This window comes from Vibrio sp. 1CM24A, assembly GCF_023161725.1.
GTDB classification, from domain to species: domain Bacteria; phylum Pseudomonadota; class Gammaproteobacteria; order Enterobacterales; family Vibrionaceae; genus Vibrio; species Vibrio coralliirubri.
This window is the reverse complement of record NZ_JALNTS010000008.1, coordinates 44,933-67,505: the sequence shown is the minus strand read 5'-3', so window position 1 is coordinate 67,505 and position 22,573 is coordinate 44,933. Positions and strand designations below refer to the sequence as shown.

Annotated in this window: 19 protein-coding genes; 15 read left to right on the top strand and 4 right to left on the bottom strand. The window is 45.3% G+C overall.

Annotated elements, in window-relative coordinates:
* The first annotated feature begins 220 nt into the window (after positions 1-220).
* On the top strand, positions 221-1,648 hold the full coding sequence (locus tag MSG38_RS17995) for a sodium:alanine symporter family protein (RefSeq protein ID WP_032545312.1): 1,428 nt from the start codon (positions 221-223) through the stop codon (positions 1,646-1,648).
* A gap of 208 nt (positions 1,649-1,856) precedes the next feature.
* On the top strand, positions 1,857-2,633 hold the full coding sequence (gene yaaA / locus MSG38_RS17990) for a peroxide stress protein YaaA (protein WP_048606773.1): 777 nt from the start codon (positions 1,857-1,859) through the stop codon (positions 2,631-2,633).
* A gap of 114 nt (positions 2,634-2,747) precedes the next feature.
* Here the strand turns inward: yaaA and srmB are convergent, their stop codons facing one another.
* Together srmB and MSG38_RS17980 are read right to left on the bottom strand one after the other, a co-directional pair.
* Positions 2,748-4,013: an ATP-dependent RNA helicase SrmB gene (gene srmB / locus MSG38_RS17985; protein ID WP_017059323.1), complete on the bottom strand. Its 1,266-nt coding sequence runs from the start codon at positions 4,011-4,013 to the stop codon at positions 2,748-2,750.
* 107 nt (positions 4,014-4,120) lie between these two features.
* Positions 4,121-4,849, bottom strand: coding sequence for a methyltransferase (locus tag MSG38_RS17980; RefSeq protein WP_050651912.1), 729 nt, complete (start codon positions 4,847-4,849; stop codon positions 4,121-4,123).
* A 314-nt stretch (positions 4,850-5,163) separates the two neighbouring features.
* Between MSG38_RS17980 and brnQ the strand changes: the two genes are divergently transcribed.
* Entirely contained in the window at positions 5,164-6,477 is a 1,314-nt protein-coding gene (brnQ, locus tag MSG38_RS17975; RefSeq protein ID WP_019820574.1) for a branched-chain amino acid transport system II carrier protein, read from the top strand.
* Positions 6,478-6,623: 146 nt separating this feature from the next.
* On the opposite strand, the gene fldB is transcribed toward brnQ, so the two are convergent.
* Entirely contained in the window at positions 6,624-7,145 is a 522-nt protein-coding gene (fldB, locus tag MSG38_RS17970; protein WP_048606779.1) for a flavodoxin FldB, read from the bottom strand.
* A 150-nt stretch (positions 7,146-7,295) separates the two neighbouring features.
* Between fldB and xerD the strand changes: the two genes are divergently transcribed.
* The 8 genes from xerD (at position 7,296) to MSG38_RS17930 (ending at position 16,750) form a co-directional block, all read left to right on the top strand.
* On the top strand, positions 7,296-8,210 hold the full coding sequence (xerD, locus tag MSG38_RS17965; RefSeq protein ID WP_017059327.1) for a site-specific tyrosine recombinase XerD: 915 nt from the start codon (positions 7,296-7,298) through the stop codon (positions 8,208-8,210).
* A gap of 26 nt (positions 8,211-8,236) precedes the next feature.
* The gene (locus MSG38_RS17960; protein WP_017062874.1) at positions 8,237-9,016 is read left to right on the top strand and encodes a thioredoxin fold domain-containing protein; all 780 of its coding nucleotides are present in this window, start codon (positions 8,237-8,239) and stop codon (positions 9,014-9,016) included.
* 80 nt (positions 9,017-9,096) lie between these two features.
* Complete coding sequence (gene recJ, locus MSG38_RS17955; protein ID WP_050635059.1) at positions 9,097-10,833, top strand: single-stranded-DNA-specific exonuclease RecJ; 1,737 nt, start codon at positions 9,097-9,099, stop codon at positions 10,831-10,833.
* Between the two features lie 235 nt (positions 10,834-11,068).
* Positions 11,069-12,167, top strand: a protein-coding gene (gene prfB / locus MSG38_RS17950; protein ID WP_100208942.1) for a peptide chain release factor 2 whose coding sequence is annotated in 2 segments (ribosomal slippage) — positions 11,069-11,143 and positions 11,145-12,167 — 1,098 coding nt in all. Because the reading frame shifts where the segments join, the coding sequence is not laid out codon by codon here.
* Positions 12,168-12,265: 98 nt separating this feature from the next.
* On the top strand, positions 12,266-13,798 hold the full coding sequence (lysS, locus tag MSG38_RS17945) for a lysine--tRNA ligase (protein ID WP_017059330.1): 1,533 nt from the start codon (positions 12,266-12,268) through the stop codon (positions 13,796-13,798).
* A 271-nt stretch (positions 13,799-14,069) separates the two neighbouring features.
* The gene (gene vpsR / locus MSG38_RS17940) at positions 14,070-15,404 is read left to right on the top strand and encodes a cyclic-di-GMP-binding transcriptional regulator VpsR (RefSeq protein ID WP_050053118.1); all 1,335 of its coding nucleotides are present in this window, start codon (positions 14,070-14,072) and stop codon (positions 15,402-15,404) included.
* 568 nt (positions 15,405-15,972) lie between these two features.
* Positions 15,973-16,224: a hypothetical protein gene (locus tag MSG38_RS17935; RefSeq protein ID WP_004735015.1), complete on the top strand. Its 252-nt coding sequence runs from the start codon at positions 15,973-15,975 to the stop codon at positions 16,222-16,224.
* Between the two features lie 214 nt (positions 16,225-16,438).
* Complete coding sequence (locus tag MSG38_RS17930) at positions 16,439-16,750, top strand: DUF6482 family protein (protein ID WP_004735016.1); 312 nt, start codon at positions 16,439-16,441, stop codon at positions 16,748-16,750.
* Positions 16,751-16,839: 89 nt separating this feature from the next.
* On the opposite strand, the gene mutH is transcribed toward MSG38_RS17930, so the two are convergent.
* Entirely contained in the window at positions 16,840-17,505 is a 666-nt protein-coding gene (gene mutH / locus MSG38_RS17925) for a DNA mismatch repair endonuclease MutH (RefSeq protein ID WP_048606845.1), read from the bottom strand.
* Positions 17,506-18,121: 616 nt separating this feature from the next.
* On the opposite strand from mutH, the gene rppH reads away from it, so the two are divergent.
* The 4 genes from rppH to lgt are packed head-to-tail and all read left to right on the top strand — an operon-like array spanning position 18,122 to position 22,571.
* On the top strand, positions 18,122-18,640 hold the full coding sequence (gene rppH, locus MSG38_RS17920) for an RNA pyrophosphohydrolase (RefSeq protein ID WP_017059335.1): 519 nt from the start codon (positions 18,122-18,124) through the stop codon (positions 18,638-18,640).
* A 2-nt stretch (positions 18,641-18,642) separates the two neighbouring features.
* Complete coding sequence (gene ptsP, locus MSG38_RS17915) at positions 18,643-20,892, top strand: phosphoenolpyruvate--protein phosphotransferase (RefSeq protein WP_048615014.1); 2,250 nt, start codon at positions 18,643-18,645, stop codon at positions 20,890-20,892.
* 8 nt (positions 20,893-20,900) lie between these two features.
* A complete protein-coding gene (locus MSG38_RS17910) occupies positions 20,901-21,692 on the top strand; it encodes a sulfite exporter TauE/SafE family protein (protein ID WP_248402343.1) in 792 nt (263 codons plus the stop codon).
* Positions 21,693-21,749: 57 nt separating this feature from the next.
* On the top strand, positions 21,750-22,571 hold the full coding sequence (gene lgt, locus MSG38_RS17905; RefSeq protein ID WP_017059338.1) for a prolipoprotein diacylglyceryl transferase: 822 nt from the start codon (positions 21,750-21,752) through the stop codon (positions 22,569-22,571).
* Positions 22,572-22,573 lie beyond the last annotated feature (2 nt).

The window sequence follows — 22,573 nt, the reverse complement described above, 5'->3', positions numbered from 1 at the left end:
TGAGTGCATTTGCATATTGATTTTTAAGTCGTCTCGCTGCATTATCCGCCCGTCAAAAAATACACTGATACGTAAAATGGATGCATGAAGCGACATTTACAATCTAGATCGCAGCAAATAAATATAAAACGAATGCCGACACAACATTGACACTGGCATAGGCGATTTAGAGGAAGGCTAGGAAGCATGATCGGTGCTTAAACTCAATTACGAGGTTCACGTGACAGACTTAATCAATTTGATGAACGATCTCCTTTGGGGATCTATCTTAGTTTACTTACTGGTTGGTGTGGGTATCTACTTCACTGTACGACTAGGCTTCATTCAATTCCGCCATTTCGGCCACATGTTCTCTGTTCTTAGAAACAGCCGTAAAGCAGACAGTGCTGGTATCTCTTCTTTCCAAGCTCTTTGTACTAGTCTCGCTGCTCGTGTAGGTACGGGTAACATGGCAGGTGTTGCTGTAGCTCTAACCGCAGGTGGCCCTGGTGCTATCTTCTGGATGTGGCTAATCGCCATGCTAGGTATGGCAACATCGTTTGCTGAAAGTACACTGGCACAGCTATACAAAACGCGTGATAACGACGGTAACTACCGCGGCGGCCCTGCATACTACATGGAGAAAGGCCTAGGCATGCGTTGGATGGGGGTTCTATTCTCTATCTTCCTAATCATTGCATTCGGTCTTGTATTCAACGCGGTTCAAGCAAACGCGATTGCAAGCGCAATGAACACTGCATTTGACCTTGAGCGTAGCTACGTTGGTGTTGGTATCGTAATTATCTCTGCATTCGTTATCTTCGGTGGTATCCGTAAGATTGCACGTACTGCAGAAATCATCGTTCCAATCATGGCATTGGCTTACCTAGCGATCGCTATGTACGTGATGTTCGCGAACATCGAGAAAGTGCCTGAAGTATTGGCTCTTATCTTCAAGAGTGCATTCGGTCTGCAAGAAGCAGCGGCGGGTGGCCTAGGTTACGCAATCGCACAAGCGATGATTAACGGCATCAAACGTGGTTTGTTCTCGAACGAAGCGGGTATGGGTTCTGCGCCAAACGCAGCAGCTTCTGCTACGCCTTACCCACCACACCCAGCATCACAAGGTTACGTGCAAATGCTAGGCGTGTTCATGGATACCATTGTTATCTGTTCAGCAACAGTAGCAATCATCCTGATGTCTGGTGAGTATGTACCACACGGTGAAGTTACGGGTATCGAACTAACGCAACGTGCACTAACAGCACAAGTTGGCGAATGGGGCGGCATCTTTGTAGCGGTAGCGATTTTCTTCTTCGCTTTCACTTCAATCATTGCAAACTACTCGTACGCTGAAACGAACCTTATCTTCCTTGAGCACAACAACAAGAAAGGCCTAGTGCTGTTCCGTATTGTTGTTCTGGGTATGGTTATGTTCGGCTCTCTAGCGACATTGCCAACGGTATGGGCACTGGCTGACGTATCAATGGGTCTAATGGCGATTGTTAACTTGGTGGCGATTATCCTGCTATCAGGTATCGTGATTAAGCTAGCGAAAGACTACAACCGCCAACTAGACGCGGGTAAAGTACCAACATTCGATTCGAATGACTTCCCAGAGCTTAAGTCTCAGCTGGAAGACGGTATTTGGGATAACAACAAGAAGTAATCTTGTTGGAGCGATAAACGGCTCATCCTAAAGTGATTAGAAAGGCTAAGGTTTCGACCTTAGCCTTTTTCTTTGCCTGTCATTTGTCTCATTCTGTCTATCGAAGCTCATTCTCCCTATCGAAGTAATAGGAAGAGTCATAAAGACAAGTTGATGTTTTTTCTATACTCTAGCAGCATCCAGTTAGATAACCGATTAGGGTAAAGTTATGTTAGTTGTCGTTTCTCCAGCCAAAACACTTGATTACGAATCACCATTAGCGACGGAACGCTTTAGTCAGCCTGAGTTTGTTGAACACTCCGCTGAGCTGATTGAAGAGTGCCGCAAGCTGACGCCAGTAGATATTTCTGCACTGATGAAAGTCAGCGATAAAATCGCAGGGTTGAACGTAGCGCGCTTTGAGCAGTGGAGCGAGACCTTTACCCAAGACAACGCACGCCAAGCAATCCTAGCCTTTAAGGGCGATGTATACACTGGCCTAGACGCTGAAACGCTATCGGATGAAGATTTTGATTACGCACAAAACCACCTGCGCATGCTTTCTGGGTTATATGGCTTGCTTAAGCCGTTAGATTTGATGCAGCCATACCGCCTAGAGATGGGTACACGCTTAGCCAATGCTCGTGGTACTAACTTGTACCAGTTCTGGGGCAACATCATCACAGACAAGTTGAATGAAGCGTTAAATGCTCAAGGCGACAATGTGTTGATCAACCTAGCGTCTAACGAATATTTTAAAGCCGTGAAGCCGAAGAACTTGGATGGCCAAGTGATTACCCCTGTATTCAAAGACTGTAAGAACGGTCAGTACAAGGTGATCAGTTTCTACGCGAAGAAAGCACGTGGCATGATGGCTCGCTACATTATCGAGAACAAGATCGACTCGGTTGAGGCGCTGACCCAGTTTGATACGGCGGGTTACTACTTCGTTGAAGAAGAGTCGAACGCGAAAGAGCTTGTCTTCAAGCGTGAAGAGCAAAACTAGTAGCCCTTGGCTAATGAGTTACTCTCGGTTTTAGCCTGATAACCGGCCAAATAGAGAAAGCCCCATGCAGCGAACTGCATGGGGCTTTTTTATTGAATCGTTAAAGCTGGTAGATTACTTCTTCTTTGCTGCTTTCTTTTTCTTCGCGATTTTTTTCTTCTTCGCGATTTTTTGTTTCTCTACCGCTTTCTTATCTTCTTTCTTTGGCTTCTTCTTCTTAGTCACGGCCGCTTTCTTATGCGTAGGGCGCATGCCTTCGATGAAGCGTTCTTTGATTGGTTCGTCTGTGTAACGAGCCACACGCTCAATCATCAGTTGATCGTGCGCTTCAATGATAGAAACCGCGTTACCTTTTTTACCAGCACGAGCAGTACGGCCGATGCGGTGTAGGTATACGTCAGCCGTACGCGGCATGTCGTAGTTGATTACGTGGCTTACGTCTGGAAGGTCGATACCACGAGCAGCAACATCAGTCGCTAGCAGTACGTTTACAGAGCCGTCACGGAAACGAGCAATTGCGTTGTTACGACGATCTTGAGGCATTTCACCTTGGATCCACGCACATGGGATTTGCGCGCTTTCAAGTTGAGCTCGTAGATCACCGAGACGATCGCGCGTCTTCAAGAACACGATGCTGCGCTCAGCTTGCTCTGTGATGACGTGCTTTAGGATGTTCAGCTTGTGCTCTGCTGTGTCTGCACGGTGGTACCACTGAGTGATCTTCTTACGCTCACGAAGTGATGATTTCGCATCGATCTCCGCTGGGTTTTTAAGTAGATCTTCAGTGAAGCCTTCAATGCCTTTACCTTCTAGCGTTGCTGAGAACAGTAAAGTTTGTTTACGCCAGCGACACTCTGCAGACAGACGGTCAACAACAGGACCAAAGCCCATGTCTAGCATGCGGTCGGCTTCATCTAGAACCAGCCATTCAATCGCACGACAGTCAAAACGCTCGCCTTCGATGTATTCCATCAAACGGCCAGGTGTTGCTACTACGATATCTTGAGTTGTACTTAAGATATCTGCGTGCTCTTGGTACATCACACCGCCCGTGATCGTGAAGATATTTAGGCTGGTGTATTTAGCAAGCTCACGTGCTTGTTCGGTGATCTGCATTGCTAGCTCACGCGTTGGCGTCAGGATAAGCATACGTGCAGGGCCAGATTTCTTACGTGGGAAATCCAGTAGGTATTGCAGTGCTGGCAATACAAATGATGCTGTTTTACCAGTACCTGTTGGCGCAGAAGCCAAAACGTCTCTTCCATCTAACGCTTGTGGGATTGCTTCAGCTTGTATCTGTGTTGGACGTTCGTAGCCCATTTCGTCAATTGCTTTAAGCAGCTCTTGGTTTAGATCGAGTTCTGCAAAGGTTCTGATCACTGTTGTTTCTCCACAAGCAATAAATGTTTCTGCCTCAAAAAGCAGACGATAAAAAAGAGTAGTCGGACATTATAGAAGCATTAGTGATTAGGATCACATGGTATTTGCTACATCTTGAGATAAAAATCTTTAGTGAGCGCAATAAATGCTTCGCTATAACCACCTTGATGGTGAATTGTAAGCGATTCGCGCTGCAAATCTTGCTCGCAAGCAGGATCTTTAGATAACTCAAATAGAATTCGGCTAGCCGGCTTTTTATCTGTTGTTTTCACATCAAGACGTTTTGCTAGATACCAACCACATTGCTCGGCAAGCTTGATAAAACCTTCCCCCTCAGGCGTCGGTAGGATGAAACTGGCAGTCGCGGTTTCAGTGGTTATCTCGAAACAACGCTGGGCAAGCGCTAAATGATCCAAGCTGTCGGTGTGCCTGGCGGTGGCTCTTTGGCTTTGCTGCGCCTGTTCTCCAGAGTTGAAGTAGGGCGGGTTACAGATGACCGCATCAAACTTTTGTGGAAAGTCGGTCGTTAACACGCTGCCGTGATGAAGAGAGATACGATCTTGCCAAGGCGACTGCTCAATATTGACTGTGGCAGCATCAATGGCGTGTTGATCAATATCTATCGCAGAGATTGAAGCATCCTCAAAACGCTGCGCAGCCATTAAGGCCAGCAGACCTGTTCCGGTTCCAATATCGAGTACACATGATCTTTGTGGCAGGCTTACCCATGCGCCAAGTAATACGCCATCGGTACTGACTGGCATACCGCTTTGTCCGCCGTAAATTGAGAATTGCTTAAAATTGAAGCTTTTAGTTTGCACTGTTTTGTCTTTCATTAATGTTCTGAGTATCGAGATATTTTAAGTGATTAGCTCTAATGTTAACCGCTTGTATGAATCAATGTTCTGCTTGAGAAACTATTGTTGTGAATTATGGTTAGTTTATAATTGTGGCTATTTTTCTATAGCTAGTGGAATCCACTGCTTTTTGTTCTCATATGCAAATTTATATGGTGTTTTTGTGTGGTGACTTGCAGCTAGCCAGTTGTTTCGTCATTATGCGCGACTATTTTATAGATTGATTGGCAGCTTTGAGCTGTAACATTCATGTAAGCACAACATAAACTCATAAATATAATTAAGGATTATCTGTGAAACAGAGTCTAAAACTAACAGATATAATGGCATTGGGCTTTATGCTTTTTGCGTTTTTCTTGGGTGCAGGTAACATCATCTTCCCACCTCTAGCTGGCCAATTAGCCGGTGATCACTTCCTTCCAGCGATGTCTGGTTTTCTGCTGACTGCCGTTGGTCTGCCGTTAATCACTATCGTCGCGGTCGCAGTGGCTGGTGGCTCTTGGGGTCACTTAACTAAAGATCTTCCTAAGAAAGCTGCAACCATCATGGCTGTGCTGATCTTTATCATTATCGGTCCTGCATTTGCTGCACCGCGTACTGGCCTTGTTGCCTATGAGATGGCGGTGAAACCGTTCTTCATCGATGCCTCTCAAGCTCACCTAACTCTCTTTTCAATTGCATTTTTTGTAGTAGCGATGTTCTTCTCATGGTCGCAAGGTAAGCTTATTGACGTCATTGGTAAGGTACTAACACCTGCACTGTTCGTTGGTTTGGTTGTACTGGCGATTGCTGTATTCGTTAACCCTCAAGGCGATATTCTTGCGGCTCACGGTGAGTACATCACTCAACCACTGACCAAAGGTTTCCTTGAAGGCTACAACACCATGGATACTTTTGCTTCTTTGATGTTTGGTATGCTGATTGTTGATGCGATTCGTAGCAAGGGCATAACTGACCGTGCAGCGACGACTAAGTACCTAATTAGCGCGGGTTGTATTGCCGCAGCGGGTCTAGCGTTTGTTTACATCTCTCTATTCTTCCTAGGCGCAACCAGTGCAACAGTCGCAGCCGGCGCAGACAATGGTGGCGCTATCTTAAGCCTATACGTTCAATCGTTGTTTGGTCCTTCTGGTCAGCTAGTGCTTTCTGTGATCGTACTATTAGCGTGTCTAACTACGGCGATTGGCCTTGTGTCAGCGTGTTCTGATTACTTCAGTTCGCTAACGCCTCTGTCTTACAAGACTTGGGTAATCATCAATGGTGTAGCTTGTGCAACCGTTGCGAACGTTGGTCTTTCTCAACTGATTTCTTTGTCTGTTCCAGTACTGTTTGCACTGTACCCAGTCGCTATCGCGTTGGTTGCTCTGACATTCTTGCGTAGCCGTTTCCCTAATCCAAAAGCGGCTTACCGCGTAGTGGTATTAGTGTCACTGCTGTTTGCTCTTATTGATGGCGCTAAAGTAGCGGGTGTAGACGTGTCTGCACTTAAGATGCTGCCACTGTTTGAGATCGGTATGGGTTGGTTGCTTCCAACAACGGCTGCAATCATCTGTATGTTCTTTGTTGGCAAGTCAACAGAACAAGAGATGGCTGAAGAGACTGTTTAATCTTCCGTTGAGATTAGATTGTCCTTCGAGATGAAATAGAAAAGGCCTCATTACTTCGCAGTAATGAGGCCTTTTTGTATTCGGTGGTCTTTTTATATTCAGCTAGTTACTTGGTTAGCTGCTTAACCGGGGGCATTTCTGTTTGGTTATAGCTTTTCGCTGTACTCAACCAGTACTTGTTCAACCCAGCTTGCGATACGGTCGTCGCTAAGCTCGTATTGTGAATCTTCATCAAGCGCCAAACCAACGAATTGAGATTTGTCTTCCGTTAACGCTTTAGACGCTTCGAACTCGTAGCTATCATCGTTTGGCCAGAAGCCAACAAACTCTGCACCCGCGGTTTTCAGTTCATCATGCAATAGACCCATCGCATCTAGGAACCATTCACCGTAGCCTTCTTGGTCACCTAAACCAAACAGAGCCACAACCTTGCCTTTCATTGGCGTGGTTGCGATATCTTCCCACAGTTCATTCCAATCTTCTTGGATTTCACCGAAGTCCCAAGTCGAGATGCCCAGCAATAAAAGGTCGTAGTCCGCCATCAATGAAAGAGGGGTTTCTTTCACGTTATGGATATCAACTAGGTCTTCACCAATAATGCCGCGAATTTTCTCTGCTGCCATTTCTGTGTAGCAGGTGGTTGAGCCGTAAAATAATCCAATTTTCATAGCAAACGTTCGATTTTAATTTCAGATGGCGAATTCTAACCATAAATCGACTTCGATTGCAGCGATTATCCGCTCAAGTCGTAATTTTTATGGCATTCATATTTGCTCTGGCATACTCTCAAAACAGTTTCCAATATTGTGAGTAACACTATGCAGTCGCCTCAAGGGCAGAGCGCAGACCACGGTCTCGTTGAGCAGTTTTTAGATGCTATGTGGATGGAGCGAGGATTATCGGAGAATACGCTTGTCTCGTACCGCACCGATTTGTCCAAGTTATTAGCGTGGATGGAAAAGAACAATTACCGCCTCGACTTCATTAGCCTTTCGGGTTTACAGGATTATCAAGGCTGGTTAGCCGACGCCGATTTTAAGCAGACTTCTCGTGCTCGTATGTTGTCGGCAATTCGTCGCTTGTTCCAATACTTACACCGCGAGAAAATCAGAGGTGATGATCCAAGTGCTTTGTTGATCAGCCCGAAATTGCCGCAACGCTTGCCGAAAGATTTGAGCGAAGAGCAGGTTGATGCTTTGCTTGATGCGCCAGATCCGAACGATCCGATTGAGCTTCGCGATAAGGCGATGCTTGAGTTACTCTATGCAACCGGTTTGCGTGTGACAGAACTGGTTAGCTTGACGATGGAAAATATCAGCCTAAGACAGGGCGTGGTGCGTGTTATTGGTAAGGGTGGCAAAGAGCGCTTAGTACCAATGGGCGAAAATGCGGTGGATTGGATAGAGACTTTTATTGAACAAGGTCGTCCACATCTACTTGGCGAAAACAGTTCTGATGTGGTTTTTCCGAGTAAACGCGCCAAGCAAATGACCCGTCAGACGTTCTGGTATCGTATTAAGCACTACTCGGTCGTCGCTGGGATCGACACAGAATTGTTGTCACCACACGTATTGAGACACGCTTTTGCGACGCATTTACTGAACTATGGCGCAGATCTCAGGGTCGTACAGATGTTGCTTGGGCATAGTGACTTATCGACAACCCAAATTTATACTCACGTGGCGACTGAAAGGCTGAAGCAAATTCACGCGCAGCATCACCCACGTGCTTAAATCCATTTATTTTTAAGGTGAACTTAATGAGCGTATTACGCCGTCTTCCTCTACTAGCGCTTCCTCTTATGATTACTGCATGTAATGCATCAGAAGCGAAAGTAGAAACAACATCAACAGCCGTAGAAGCTGCTCCAGCTCAAGCTATTGATACAGCTGCGTTAACTAAGCGTTTTGAAAAAATCGGTATTAAGGTCGATAAGATTGTCCCTTCGGATATCGATGGTCTGTTAGAAGTTCAAACCAACAGCGGCATTATCTTTTCTTCTCCAGAGGGCGATCACTTTCTAGCCGGTACACTTTACTCTTTGGATGAAAACGGTAAGTTCAGTGATGTTTTGGCTGAGCGTCAAGCTCCGCTGAATGCTGAAAAAGTCGCGGCGATGTCGGATACGGTTATTGAATACAAAGCCGATAACGAAAAGTATGTTGTGACGGTATTTACTGACATTACGTGTGGCTACTGTGTTCGTCTGCACAGCCAAATGCAGGGTTACAACGATCTGGGTATCACCGTTCGTTACATGGCTTACCCACGCCAAGGTGCGACAGGGCAAGTTGCCGATCAAATGGCAGCAATCTGGGCTTCAGATGATCCCAAAACAGCGATGCATGACGCTAAAGTAAACCGTCAAATGCCAGCGTCTGGTAAAGACCTAGCAGAGCAAAAGCAGATCATTGCTAAACAGTACCAACTGGGTCGTGAGCTTGGCATCAATGGCACGCCGGCTATCGTGCTAGCAAGTGGTGAGTTGGTGAGTGGTTACTTACCGCCAGCACAACTTCTTCAACGTTTAGAGCAATAATCTCGTTTTCTGTATTGCCAATTTATCCCCCATGTTTTTGATTTAAGGAGTGGCCTGATTGATATCGGGCCCATTTTTATATGATAGAGATCCAACGCCGTCCTGAGGTCGACATTTCAGTCTTACCTGCTCACTTACCTGACTTGTTAAAGCGCATTTATGTGAGTCGCGGAATCGACAGTGCCGACCAACTAGAGACAGCAGCAAAAGGCTTGCACTCTTATCAAAAACTGGGCGGCATTGATGCTGCGGTTGAGCTGTTGTTCAAAGCGATTCAACAGCAAAAACGCATCATCATTGTTGGTGATTTTGATGCCGATGGCGCGACTAGCTCGGCGTTGTCTGTTTTAGCGTTACGTATGCTCGGCAGCTCTAACGTCGATTATCTAGTACCAAACCGTTTTGAAGATGGCTATGGCTTGAGCCCGGAGGTTGTCGAACAGGCAATCGAGCTTGGTGCTGAAGTGATCATGACGGTCGACAACGGTGTCTCTTCAATTGAAGGTGTTCGCTTTGCTAAAGAGAAGGGGCTAGAGGTTCTGGTTACCGATCATCACTTGCCGGGCAATGAACTGCCAATGGTCGATGCGATGGTTAACCCAAACCTTGAGAGTTGTGCTTTTCCTTCTAAAGCCTTAGCGGGTGTAGGTGTGGCTTTCTATCTGATGATGGCACTGTGTGTTCACATGCGTAAACTGAATTGGTTTGCAGAACGCGGCATGACAGAACCTAAGTTGATGGAACTGATTGACCTTGTGGCGCTGGGTACGGTTGCCGACGTGGTTCCACTCGATGAAAACAACCGAATTTTAGTGCATCAAGGTTTGCAACGCATTCGTGCTGGTAAAGCTCGCCCGGGTATTCAAGCCTTGATCGAAATTGCTAAGCGAGACGCTAAACGTTTGGTGGCGTCTGATTTTGGCTTTGCTCTTGGCCCTCGTATCAATGCAGCCGGCCGATTGGATGACATGTCTTTTGGTGTTGAGCTGCTAATGAGTAACAACATCCATGCGGCGCGTCGAATGGCGAGTGAACTGGATGGTTTGAACCAAACACGTAAAGAGATCGAAGAGGGCATGAAGCAAGAAGCGATGGCTTTTTGTGAGCGCCTTGAATTTGGTAAAGACGACCTACCTTCTGGCTTAGCCCTGTTCCAACGTGATTGGCACCAAGGTGTGATTGGTATTTTGGCTTCGCGTATCAAAGACAAATACCATCGCCCAGTGATTGCGTTTGCAGATGGCGGCGAAGGCAGTATCAAAGGTTCATGTCGCTCAATTCCAGGTTTGCACATGCGTGATGCTTTGGACCGAATCGACACTCAAAACCCAGGCTTGATTCTTAAGTTTGGTGGCCACGCAATGGCGGCTGGCTTAACCATCATGGAAAAGGACTTTGAACGCTTCAGTAAGCTGTTCAATGATGTCGTGAAGAATGAACTTGGAGAAACAGCACTGAAGGGCATTATTTTGTCTGATGGTGAGCTGTTACCTGAAGAGTTTTCGATGCACACCGCTGAAACACTGCGTTCAGGTGGCCCGTGGGGACAAGCTTTCCCTGAGCCAATTTTCGATGGTGAGTTTAAAGTGCTGCACCAAAAGCTGGTGGGTGAAAAACACCTTAAGCTGATGCTCGAGCCGCTCTACAAAGGTCACCCTACCAATGTGATGATTGACGGTATTGCCTTTAACGTCGACCTACGTCGCTGGCCTGATGCCTCGGTGAAAACCGTTCATCTTGCGTTTAAGCTCGATATCAACGAATTTCGCGGTAACCAATCGTTGCAGTTGATGATTGATCATATCGAAGCCAAATAGTTATTTTGGGCTCATTAATGCTCATCGTATAGCACCAAATTCAACAAGCTCTGTTCAAAAACAGGGCTTGTTTTCCTTCCTGCCCTTACAAATTTTACGTGTTTTTTCTGCCTGTCAATTTTATATCCCATTAAGTTGTTGAATCTTGGTTCACCACTCTAAAAAATTCTGTATCTCCGTCACACTTTTGAGTACAATTCTTCGGTTAAATTCTACTCATAAATGATGAGCTAAAATGTTTGAAATCAATCCTATAAAAAACCGTCTGCAGGATGTGTCTGAGCGCACAAATATCCTGAGGGGGTATCTTTGACTATGACGCTAAGAAAGAGCGTCTAGAAGAAGTAAACGCAGAATTAGAACAACCGGATGTATGGAACGAACCTGAGCGTGCTCAAGCGTTAGGTAAAGAACGTTCTGCATTGGAAGCGGTAGTAGAAACCATCGACCAACTTGACCAAGGTGTTGAGGATGTTGATGGCCTATTAGAGCTTGCGGTTGAAGAAGAAGATCAAGAAACGTTCGATGAAATTGAACCAGAACTGGCCGAGCTTGAAGCTAAGCTAGAGAAACTGGAATTCCGTCGTATGTTCTCTGGTGATCACGATGCATCAGATTGCTACATCGATTTACAGTCAGGTTCGGGCGGTACAGAAGCTCAAGACTGGACTTCAATGATGTTGCGCATGTACTTACGTTGGGCAGATTCGAAAGGCTTCAAGACTGAAGTTATCGAAGTGTCGGATGGTGATGTTGCTGGCCTTAAAGGCGCAACGGTACGTATTTCTGGTGAGTATGCTTATGGTTGGTTACGCACAGAGACTGGTGTTCACCGTCTAGTTCGTAAGTCACCATTTGATTCAAGTGGTCGTCGTCATACTTCATTTGCATCTGCGTTTATCTATCCTGAGATTGATGACAACATTACGATCGACATTAATCCTTCTGACTTACGTATTGACGTATACCGTGCCTCTGGCGCTGGTGGTCAGCACGTAAACACCACGGAATCGGCGGTACGTATTACTCACGTTCCGACCAACACCGTGGTTCAGTGTCAGAATGACCGTTCGCAGCATAAGAACAAAGATCAAGCGATGAAGCAGCTACGTGCTAAGCTTTTTGAACTTGAGATTCAAAAACAAAATGCTGAAAAACAAGCGAGCGAAGAGACGAAATCAGACATTGGTTGGGGCAGTCAAATCCGCTCTTACGTACTGGATGATTCTCGTATCAAAGATTTACGCACCGGCATCGAAAACCGTAATACTCAAGCGGTTCTTGACGGTGACTTAGACAAGTTTATTGAAGCTAGCCTGAAATCAGGTCTGTAAGCTTTATCAACTATTAAGCTTTACCAATAATATTGGTAAAAATGCCTATATTTGCAAAAATATAGCGGTCCAAATTTTAAAAGCAGGGTACATCTCTAATGACTGATGCTGTTCAAAACGAAAACGCACAAGAAGCTTCTTCACCTGAAGAGAACAAACTAATCGCTGAGCGCCGCAGCAAGCTGGATCACATCCGCCAAAACTGCAAAGCTAACGGTCACCCAAATGACTTCCGTCGTGAGCACCTAGCTGGCGATCTTCAAGCGGAATTCGGTGAGAAGACTAAGGAAGAGCTAGAAGAGCTTAACCACATCGTTGCGATCGCTGGTCGTGTTATGGCGAAGCGTGGTCCATTCCTTGCGATTCAAGAAACTTCTGGTCGTATCCAAGCATACGCAGCGAAAGACGTACAAAAAGTACTGAAAGAGAAGTACCAAGGCCTAGATATCGGTGACATCATCGGTGTTAAAGGTGCGCTTCACAAATCGGGTAAAGGTGACCTTTACGTGAACATGGAAGAGTTTGAATTGCTGACTAAAGCACTTCGCCCTCTACCAGAGAAGTTCCACGGTCTAACTGACCAAGAGATGCGTTACCGTCAGCGTTACGTTGACCTAATCGTGAACGAAGATTCTCGCAATGCATTCATCGTGCGTTCTAAGCTTGTATCTTCAATCCGTAACTTCATGAGCGCGAAAGGCTACCTAGAAGTTGAAACGCCAATGATGCACGTGATCCCGGGTGGTGCAACTGCACGCCCATTCATCACTCACCACAATGCACTAGACATCGACATGTACCTACGTGTTGCACCAGAGCTTTACCTTAAGCGTCTAGTGGTTGGTGGTTTTGACCGTGTATTCGAGATCAACCGTAACTTCCGTAACGAAGGTCTATCTCCACGTCACAACCCAGAATTCACAATGATGGAATTCTACCAAGCGTACTCTGACTACAAAGACCTTATGGATCTGACAGAAGAGATGCTAAGCACGGCAGCAATGGACGTTCTTGGTTCTACTTCTATGCCTTACGGTGACGAAACGGTTGAGTTCGGTGGCACTTACGCTCGCATGAGCATGTTCGATGCAATCAAACACTACAACCCTGAGCACGCTGAGATTCAAGCGCTAACAGAAGCAGACCTACAAGACCGTGAGAAGATGGTTGCTATCGCAAAATCTGTACACGTAGACGTAGAAACGTTCTGGACATGTGGTCAGCTTCTAGAAGAGATCTTTGGTGAAACGGCTGAGCCTCAGCTAATTCAACCAACGTTCATCACTGGCTACCCAGCGGACATTTCTCCTCTAGCACGTCGTAGCGATGACAACCCATTCTTCACAGACCGTTTTGAGTTCTTCATCGGTGGCCGTGAAGTAGCGAATGGTTTCTCTGAGCTTAACGATGCACAAGACCAAGACGAGCGTTTCAAAGCGCAAGTTAACGCGAAAGACGCGGGTGATGACGAAGCGATGTACTACGATGCAGACTACATTACTGCACTAGAGCACGGCCTACCGCCAACAGCGGGTCAAGGTATCGGTATCGACCGTCTAGCAATGCTATTTACAAACACGCACACAATCCGTGACGTGATCTTGTTCCCGGCTATGCGTCCACAAGCGTAATTCTCGCTTATAGGGCGTAACAGCCTATGTAATTAAAAAGCCACCTTCGGGTGGCTTTTTCTGTTTTTGGGCTTTAAAACCTAGTCTGTACCGCACTCTTGATTCGAAAAATCGTTATTTCTGACATAGTCTTACTATTGAGACATAAAATCTAAGATAGTCTCACTACTATACGTCTCTGCGCTGAATACGATCTCGCGGCATTTTGTCGAACGATGAAGCGGTGACTCGTATTAGTCTGATTTAAATAAAAATAGAATAAGGAAGAAGGATGGGAACTCAATTTAAGATGGATTCCTTACCAGGTTCTCTTATCGTCGTTGGTGGTGCGTACGAACCCTGGTTATCAGTGTTAGAACAAGTGGGTTGGCAGTGTACCCAGTGTGCAGATTTACGAAAAGCCGATGCCTTGATTGCTGATATTGGCCCATGTATTGGTATTGTCGATCTTAGTCATGATGAGTTCAGTCTCAACGGTATTGCTAACCTTGTGAGCAATAACAAGCAGGTGAGATGGCTCGCCTTTATCCGTGAATCTCAATTAAGCTCTGATACGATCTGCCAGTTTATCGTTAACTTCTGTATCGACTTTTTCACGGCGCCAATCCCAGATGCTCAGTTGCTGAGTACCATTGGTCACCAACTGGGTATGCTTAAGCTTGAGCAGAAGGTATGGCCAAACTACGGCATCAATAACAACATGGGACTGCTAGGCGATTCTGTGGCCGTGAAGCGCTTGAGAGACCAAGTGAAGCGTATTGGGCCGACGGATGTCAGTATCTTGATTTATGGCGAGAGCGGGGCTGGTAAAGAGACGATTGCACGCTCTATTCACCAAAACTCGTCGCGAGCACAGAAACCATTTTTAACGGTTAACTGTCGTGCCTTGTCTGAAATGAGAATAGAGGCCGAGGTGTTTGGTATCTCAGCACAGCCAGCGACCGCGCCTTGTATGTTGGAAGAAGCTGATGGCGGAACCATCTTGCTTAATGATGTTTTAGCGATGCCCCGCAATCAACAACTGAATCTGTTGCGCTTTCTACAAGAAGGTAAGATTGAAACCGCGAATGGACCTAAATCTGTCGATGTACGAATTCTGGCCGCGAACTCCTCTGATATCGAGAAGGCGTTGATCGAGGGCGACTTCAATGAAGAGCTTTATCACTACATCAATGTTCTGCGTATTCATGTTCCGAGCTTAAAAGAACGTGTGAGTGATATTTCAGTACTGGCTAATCATTTTCTGCGTGAGTACTCGAAAGAGTTTAATGCCCAAGCGAAGAGCTTCTCAGACGATGCTATCCGTTCGATGAATCGCTACCATTGGCCTGGAAACGTGCGTGAACTGATGAATCAGATTAAGCGTGTCGTGTTGATGTCTGATGCTGTGATCATTGAGGATCACCAACTGGATTTACCGAAACAGAATGATGAACGCCGAAGCTTGAAGAGTATTCGAGAGCGCTCAGAGCGCGATGCGTTGTTAATTGTTTTGGAATCTTACGGTGGTCAGGTTTCGTTGGCAGCTAAGGAGCTCGGTGTATCACGAGCGACGATGTACCGCTTGCTGAATAAACACAGCCTAATCTCTGAAGGGGTTGTTTAGACTCTTTTCTACATGACTTTATTCAGTCACTGTCAATTAAAGGCCGCGTATCTACGTGGCTTTTTTGTTTCTGAAGGATAGTCCGTTGTTTTCTAGTTCGACCCTAAGAGAGATATGCTGTGATTTTATATAATCATAGTGAATATGTTATATGTAAATGAATATGCAACTGATATTTCAGGCGAATGCATTGTTTTAAAAATGTTAACCAATTATCGGTTGAATAATATACTCACTTGGTTAGACTTTAACCGTGAAAGCAACGATTTAACAAAGACTTGTCTGCTTTTACCACCCCATTTCTTTTTGGATTTTTTAGTTAGCTTGGAGGCGCAAATGAAACATTTCGATTTTATACAGCATATTTGCGCGTCGTTTGATCCGTGTACTGACATGGTGACTGATATGTCACACACATCAGCCATGGCCGATCGAAACACCCAAGATAAACCTAACTAATAGATCCGTACCCTTATTTGGCTGCGGAAAAATAGCAGCTAAGTGAGAAGCCCTCATACTATCTAACACGCTATTTTTCCTCAGTTGATTCAACAACTGGAGAGTTATTATGCGTCACTCAGTATATTTAAAATTAGCAACAGTCCTTATCCGTGCCGATCTTCGTCGTGAAGAGCGTGAATGGCAACGAAAAGTTCGTCGTAGTTCATATGATCTGCCATGGAACAATACTCACTTATTAAGAGATATTGGTCTTGAAGCTGACGGTCGACCGATTGGTTTTTCTGAACCAGAAGTCGTCACGATTGAACGTCGAGTACGTCACCTTCGTCGTGTCTTAAGTGCGCGAATACCGACGTAATCTGCGGGGTTGATAGCACCTTTCAACCCCTAAGATAATTAACAGTGATAGTTATGGCGTCGAAAGTGCAAACTTTTGAACTAGAACTGGCCAAAAAAGAGAAGCGCTTGCTTCTCTTTTTTGCTTTTTTAAGCCGAGATCTGTGCTTTTTTAAGTCGTTATCTAGTAAAGGAAAAGAGTTCTACTAAGCTTTATAGAGCGAGGGAGGCCGGCTATGCAAAAGCATCAATTAGACATGTGGTTACATGGAGAGCACAAAGACTCTTATCAAACACCCAAAGTGTACGTTATTGGCTGTTCTGATATCTCAGAATATCTACTGGCGGTGGAGTACAAACACAAGCTAGAACCCGTAAAGCAAGACGGCGAGCCGCTTCACTTTGGATCCTTGGATCAAGTGAAAGAGGAGTTACTCCGGCTCGGCTTTGAAAAGGCGTATCTTCGCTTACACAACGCCTATGATGAGTTTGGTAATGAGCCAAGCCAAAGCTACTGTGATATTGAACTGGCGCTTAAACCTCATTAAGAGAGTATTTGTAGCGAGATATTGATTCTAATTACAGACTGTTTTGTAACGCACTGATAGTTTTGGCTATCGAGGCTCGTTTAAACGATCTATGCGTAATGTGTTGTCAGTAATTTATGGGTGAATTGAGTTCGTAGATAGAAACCGCGTGGTTTGGTTTTGATAGGTTTTCCACTTGCACCGTAAGCTTCCGTTAACACACGGCTGTTGGCAGCCTTCGGGCGTAAATGCAGTGCTTCACCGTGTCTTGCTGTTATCTGTTCAACATTGCCTAACACGATCAACTCCATCAGCTCTTCCCAATCTCTTTTCAAGAGTTCGTCTTCAGCTTGGCTAGGTGTCCATAATAATGGGGATCCTACATGCCTCTCTGCTAGCGGGATCTCTCTTTCTCCCTCGACAGGGATCCACAACACCTTAGACAGCTTGTTTCGAACGTGGCTGGTTTCCCAAGTTATACCTTGCACGCCCATCAAAGGCGCAACACACACAAAGGTGGTTTCGAGTGGCTTGCCAGAGTAACCAATCGGAATGCTTTTTAGTTCTATCCCGAGCTTGGCAAAATCTTGTTCTGGCTTACTGCCTGCAGGCGCACCCAAGTGCCATTCCAATAGCTGCCCAACCCAGCCTTTATCACGCTTAAGGTCGTTTGGCATCACCATCTCGGCTTCGTCGGCGAGCTCTTTAAAGGTCATTCCGGCGATGGCATACGCGCGCTCTAACAGCTCTTGTTGTGTTTGTGGTTCTGGTTTCATAATAAAAGGCATGATCAAAAAAACGATTTTATCAGAAGTTATCACCAAATGACGACTGGTTAAGAAATGATCTCCTTGCGATAAAAGGGATCAAACTCAGGGTTATCCACAGGACATAAAGGTAATTAATTGAAATATTAATTTAGTGGATAAATAAACAGGGGTTTATGGTGGATAAAATGCTTGCCAAATGGGGTTCAAAATGAATCCTTTACTTGGTAGTGTGGATAAACATCTGAGTGGTTGATCTTTAACCATGTCGGATTTCTGAAAGATCTTTTACATTTCTAATGTTTTTTAAAACCAAAATATTATTTTAATCTATTGATTTATATGCAAATAAATCGGGATTTGTTGATTTGCTATTTTTGGTGTTGATGAATCTATGGATTAAAAAAAACGATTGCGGGTAATTCTTCACATAGTTATTCACAGAAAAGGTGAATAAATGTGGTCTATGTCTCACTATTGTGTGGGTAACTAGAATTTGAGCAAAACTTATCCATATTCCTAGTTATTATTCATAAATATAGCGCTTATCACGTCACTAAGTTTGCTCCGATTGGGGATATGTGGAAAAATCAGAGTAATTAAAAATTTAGATAGAGGTTGGCCAGTGATAGATGGCGATGGTTACCGATTAAATGTTGGTATTGTAATCTGTAACAACCATGGTCAGGTCTTCTGGGCTAAACGATACGGGCAACATTCATGGCAATTCCCTCAAGGGGGAATAGATGAAGGTGAGACTCCGGAACAGGCAATGTACCGCGAGTTGTATGAAGAGGTTGGCCTTACTAAAAAGGATGTAAAGATCGTCGCGACAAGTCGTCATTGGTTACGCTACAAGCTACCCAAACGACTGGTTCGGTGGGATTCTAAACCTGTCTGTATTGGACAAAAACAGAAGTGGTTCCTTTTGCGCTTAGATTGCGATGAGTCGCATATCAATATGCAGCGTGGAAGTACACCTGAGTTTGATGGTTGGCGTTGGGTGAGTTATTGGTACCCAGTTCGACAAGTTGTTTCTTTCAAGCGAGATGTTTACCGTCGAGCGATGAAAGAGTTCGCATCTTTAGCAATGCCGTTTAAAGAGCGAAAAATAAAAGGAAAGCGCAAATTGCGTAGAGGTTAAGCATGCTCAGTCAACTAAGGGAAATAGTTGAACACGTATCAAGAGTTGAAGATGTGTCGACGGCTCTTGATATTTTGGTTAAAGAGACATGCAGTGCGATGCAGACGGAATGTTGCACCGTGTATTTGGCAAATAATGATATGCAGCGCCTTGAGTTGATGGCAACTCAAGGCCTGATCTTCAAAGGCAATAGCATTCACATTGGTTTTGACGAAGGTCTGGTTGGCCTTGTTAAAAGAAGTGCTGAACCTATCAACCTTGCACAAGCGTCTGCTCACCCTGCTTATAAGTTTTTTCCAGAGCTTGGAGAAAACGTCTATCACTCTTTTCTCGGTACTCCGATTATCCACCGCAAGCAAGTGCTCGGTGTATTGGTCATTCAACAGAAGACCCCGCGTTTATTTAGTGAGATGGAAGAATCCTTCCTTGTCACGCTCTCTGCACAACTTGCCGTTATTGTGGCGCACGCCCAAACTCAAGGCCATTGGCTGTTAGAGCAACAGAAGCTACCTGCGACTAAAGGTATTGCCGCTTCATCGGGCGTGGCGATTGGTGATTTATGGTGGGACAACACTCAGCCTGAACTCACTGATGTTTATCCTGCTTCGACGCTCAATGTTGAAAGAGAGCATGAGTTGTTGGCGGTAGCGGTTGAAAATGCCCTCAATGACTTTAAGCGCATGCGAAAGCGCTTAGATAGCGAAATCAATAAAGACGCGCTGGCGATCTTTGACCTGTTTACTCACTTACTCAACGATCCTATGTTGCGTAAGGATCTAAAAAGCCAAATTCAGAAAGGCGATAAAGCCGATTGGGCATTAAGACAGGTTGTTGAAAGCTATTCGAATCGCTTTGCTCGTATGTCCGATGTGTATCTTCGTGAGAGAGCACAAGACATCCGAGAGCTCGGACAAAGGCTGCTCTATTTCCTCCACAACTCTGAACATGAACTTCGCACGTTAGATAAGCCGATTATCCTAGTGGTTCGTGAGTTAACCGCTTCGGTATTAGCGTCTATTCCAAAAGAAAAGCTCTTGGCGGTTATTTCTTTGGAAGGGGCGGCGAACTCGCACGCAGCGATTTTATCTCGAGCGCTTGGCATACCTTCAGTCATGGGGGTAAATCTTAACTTAGCTCAAGCTAATGGTAAGCGAGCGATTGTTGATGGGTATAGCGGTGAGATCTTTATTGAGCCGACTAAAAGCCTGCTCAAAGAGTATCGAGGGCTGATTCTAGAAGAGAGTGAGCTCTCATCTATGGTCAATCGCGAGCTGTACCTTCCGGCAAAAACTCAAGACGACAAGCAAGTCGAGATTCTGCTTAATGCGGGCTTGAGTGCCGACACCAATATCGCTATCAATCAAGGCGTTGATGGAGTAGGGCTGTATCGAACTGAAATCTCTTTCTTGTTGCAGCAAAGATTCCCGTCAGAGGATGAACAATTCAAGCAGTATCGTTCTGTGCTGGCAAGCTACCCAGAGAAACAAGTGGTGATGCGTACACTCGATATCGGTGGTGATAAGGCCTTACCGTATTTTCCTATCGAAGAGGACAATCCATTCCTTGGTTGGCGTGGTATTCGTTTTACGCTCGATCATCCTGACATCTTTATTATTCAGTTACGAGCCATGCTACGTGCGAGTTGTGAAAGCCATAACTTGAGTATTTTGCTGCCGATGATCTCAGGTGCTCAGGAATTGGATGACGCGCTACAGCTGATTGAACAAGCGTATGATGAAGTGCATGAGCTTGATAACCGAGTGCGTATGCCTCGCGTTGGTATCATGATTGAAGTGCCATCCATGCTGTACATACTGCCGCTGATTGCGCATAAGGTCGACTTCGTTTCAGTGGGTACCAACGACTTAACCCAATATTTATTAGCGGTTGATCGGAACAATTCACGAGTATCCGATGTCTATGAATCAATGCACCCTGCGGTGATCATGGCATTAAAACAAATTCATGATACTTGTAAGCAATATCAATTACCTGTGTGTATTTGTGGCGAGTTAGCCGGTGACCCGATGGGCGCGCTGCTATTGATTGGATTGGGGTATGAGACGTTAAGTATGAATACCTCGAATGTCGCAAGAACCAAATATTTGATTCGTCAATCAAATTTGGCTGAATTACAGGATTTGGCAAATAAGGCACTTTCAAAACCGTATGGTAGTGACATCTATAGTATGATGCTGAACTATTTCGAAGAGCGTGAATTTACAGGCTTCATTCGAGCAGGTAAAAAATAGGATTTAACGTGTCATATGAACTGATAGGCTTGTTAGCAGGCCTTGGTGCTATTGTTGGTGTTTTAGCTGGCTTGCTAGGCATTGGTGGTGGTTTGCTGGTGGTTCCTGCCTTACTGTTTTTGCTTCCTAAAGCGGGTATCCCCCAAGAGTTTGCGATGCAAATGGCATTGGCTACTTCGCTATCAACCATCATAGTTACGTCGGGATCGTCTGCGATTAACCATCTAAAGTTGGGTAACGTAGAGATGTTTGTCGTTAAGTGGTTGATGCCAGGTGTTGTGATAGGTGGTTTCCTCGGCTCTTTCGTGGCCGATGTGATTCCAGCTCAATACCTACCAAAAGTCTTTGGTGTGATTGTCTTGGTATTGGCGTTGCAAATGCTGTTGTCGATTCGCTCTAAGAGCCAAAAATCGATGCCGGGTTCAGCTAAAACCGTGCTGTGTGGTGGCGGGATTGGTTTGGTATCAAGCTTAGCGGGCATTGGCGGTGGGTCTTTATCGGTACCTTTCCTTAACCATCACGGTGTGGAAATGCGTAAAGCCGTCGGCTCATCTTCGATATGCGGTTGTGTTATCGCGATTTCGGGAATGCTAGGTTTCATTTGGCATGGTTCTTCTGTCGATGATCTTCCTGCGTATAGCTTGGGTTATGTTTATCTGCCGGCTTTGATCGCGATATCTTGTACCTCAGTTTTGACCACCCGAGTGGGGGCGAAACTGGCCACTCAATTGCCAACCCCTGTGCTGAAGAAATTTTTTGCGGTATTTTTAATGTTTATAGCAGCCACAATGCTGCTGTAGTGTCTTTTCTGTTAGCCATTGAGCTAACCGTTAATCAATTTAGATAGAGAGCCAAGTATGTCTCAGGGTTTTATCGAATTCCCAAATATCGATCCTGTTCTTATTGAATTAGGACCAATCTCAGTTCGTTGGTACGGCCTAATGTACCTTGTCGGTTTTATGTTTGCTCTTTGGTTAGCAAATCGCCGAGCTGATCAACCGGGTAGCGGTTGGACTCGAGAGCAAGTATCAGACTTACTGTTTGCTGGCTTTCTAGGTGTGGTGCTGGGTGGTCGTATTGGCTATGTACTTTTCTATAACTTTGACCTTTTCCTAGCAGACCCACTGTACCTATTTAAGGTATGGACTGGCGGTATGTCTTTCCACGGTGGCTTGCTTGGTGTTATTACTGCCATGTTTTGGTATGCCAAAAAGAACGGTCGAACCTTCTTTGGTGTGGCAGACATGATTGCACCATTGGTGCCATTTGGTTTAGGTATGGGACGTTTAGGCAACTTCATGAACAGCGAGCTTTGGGGCCGTGTGACTGATGTGCCATGGGCGATTGTGTTCCCTAACGGTGGTCCACTTCCTCGTCACCCATCTCAACTTTACGAGATGGCGCTTGAAGGTATTGTGCTGTTCTTCATCTTGAACTGGTTTATCAAAAAGCCGCGTCCTCTTGGTTCTGTATCAGGGTTATTCCTAGCAGGATATGGTACATTCCGCTTCTTAGTAGAATACGTACGTGAACCTGATGCTCACCTAGGTTTGTTCGGTGGATTTATCTCTATGGGACAAATTTTGTCACTGCCAATGGTTATCATTGGTGTGCTGATGATGGTGTGGGCATACAAGCGTGGTCACTACAAAGACGAATTACCACAACAAACGAAGTAAGG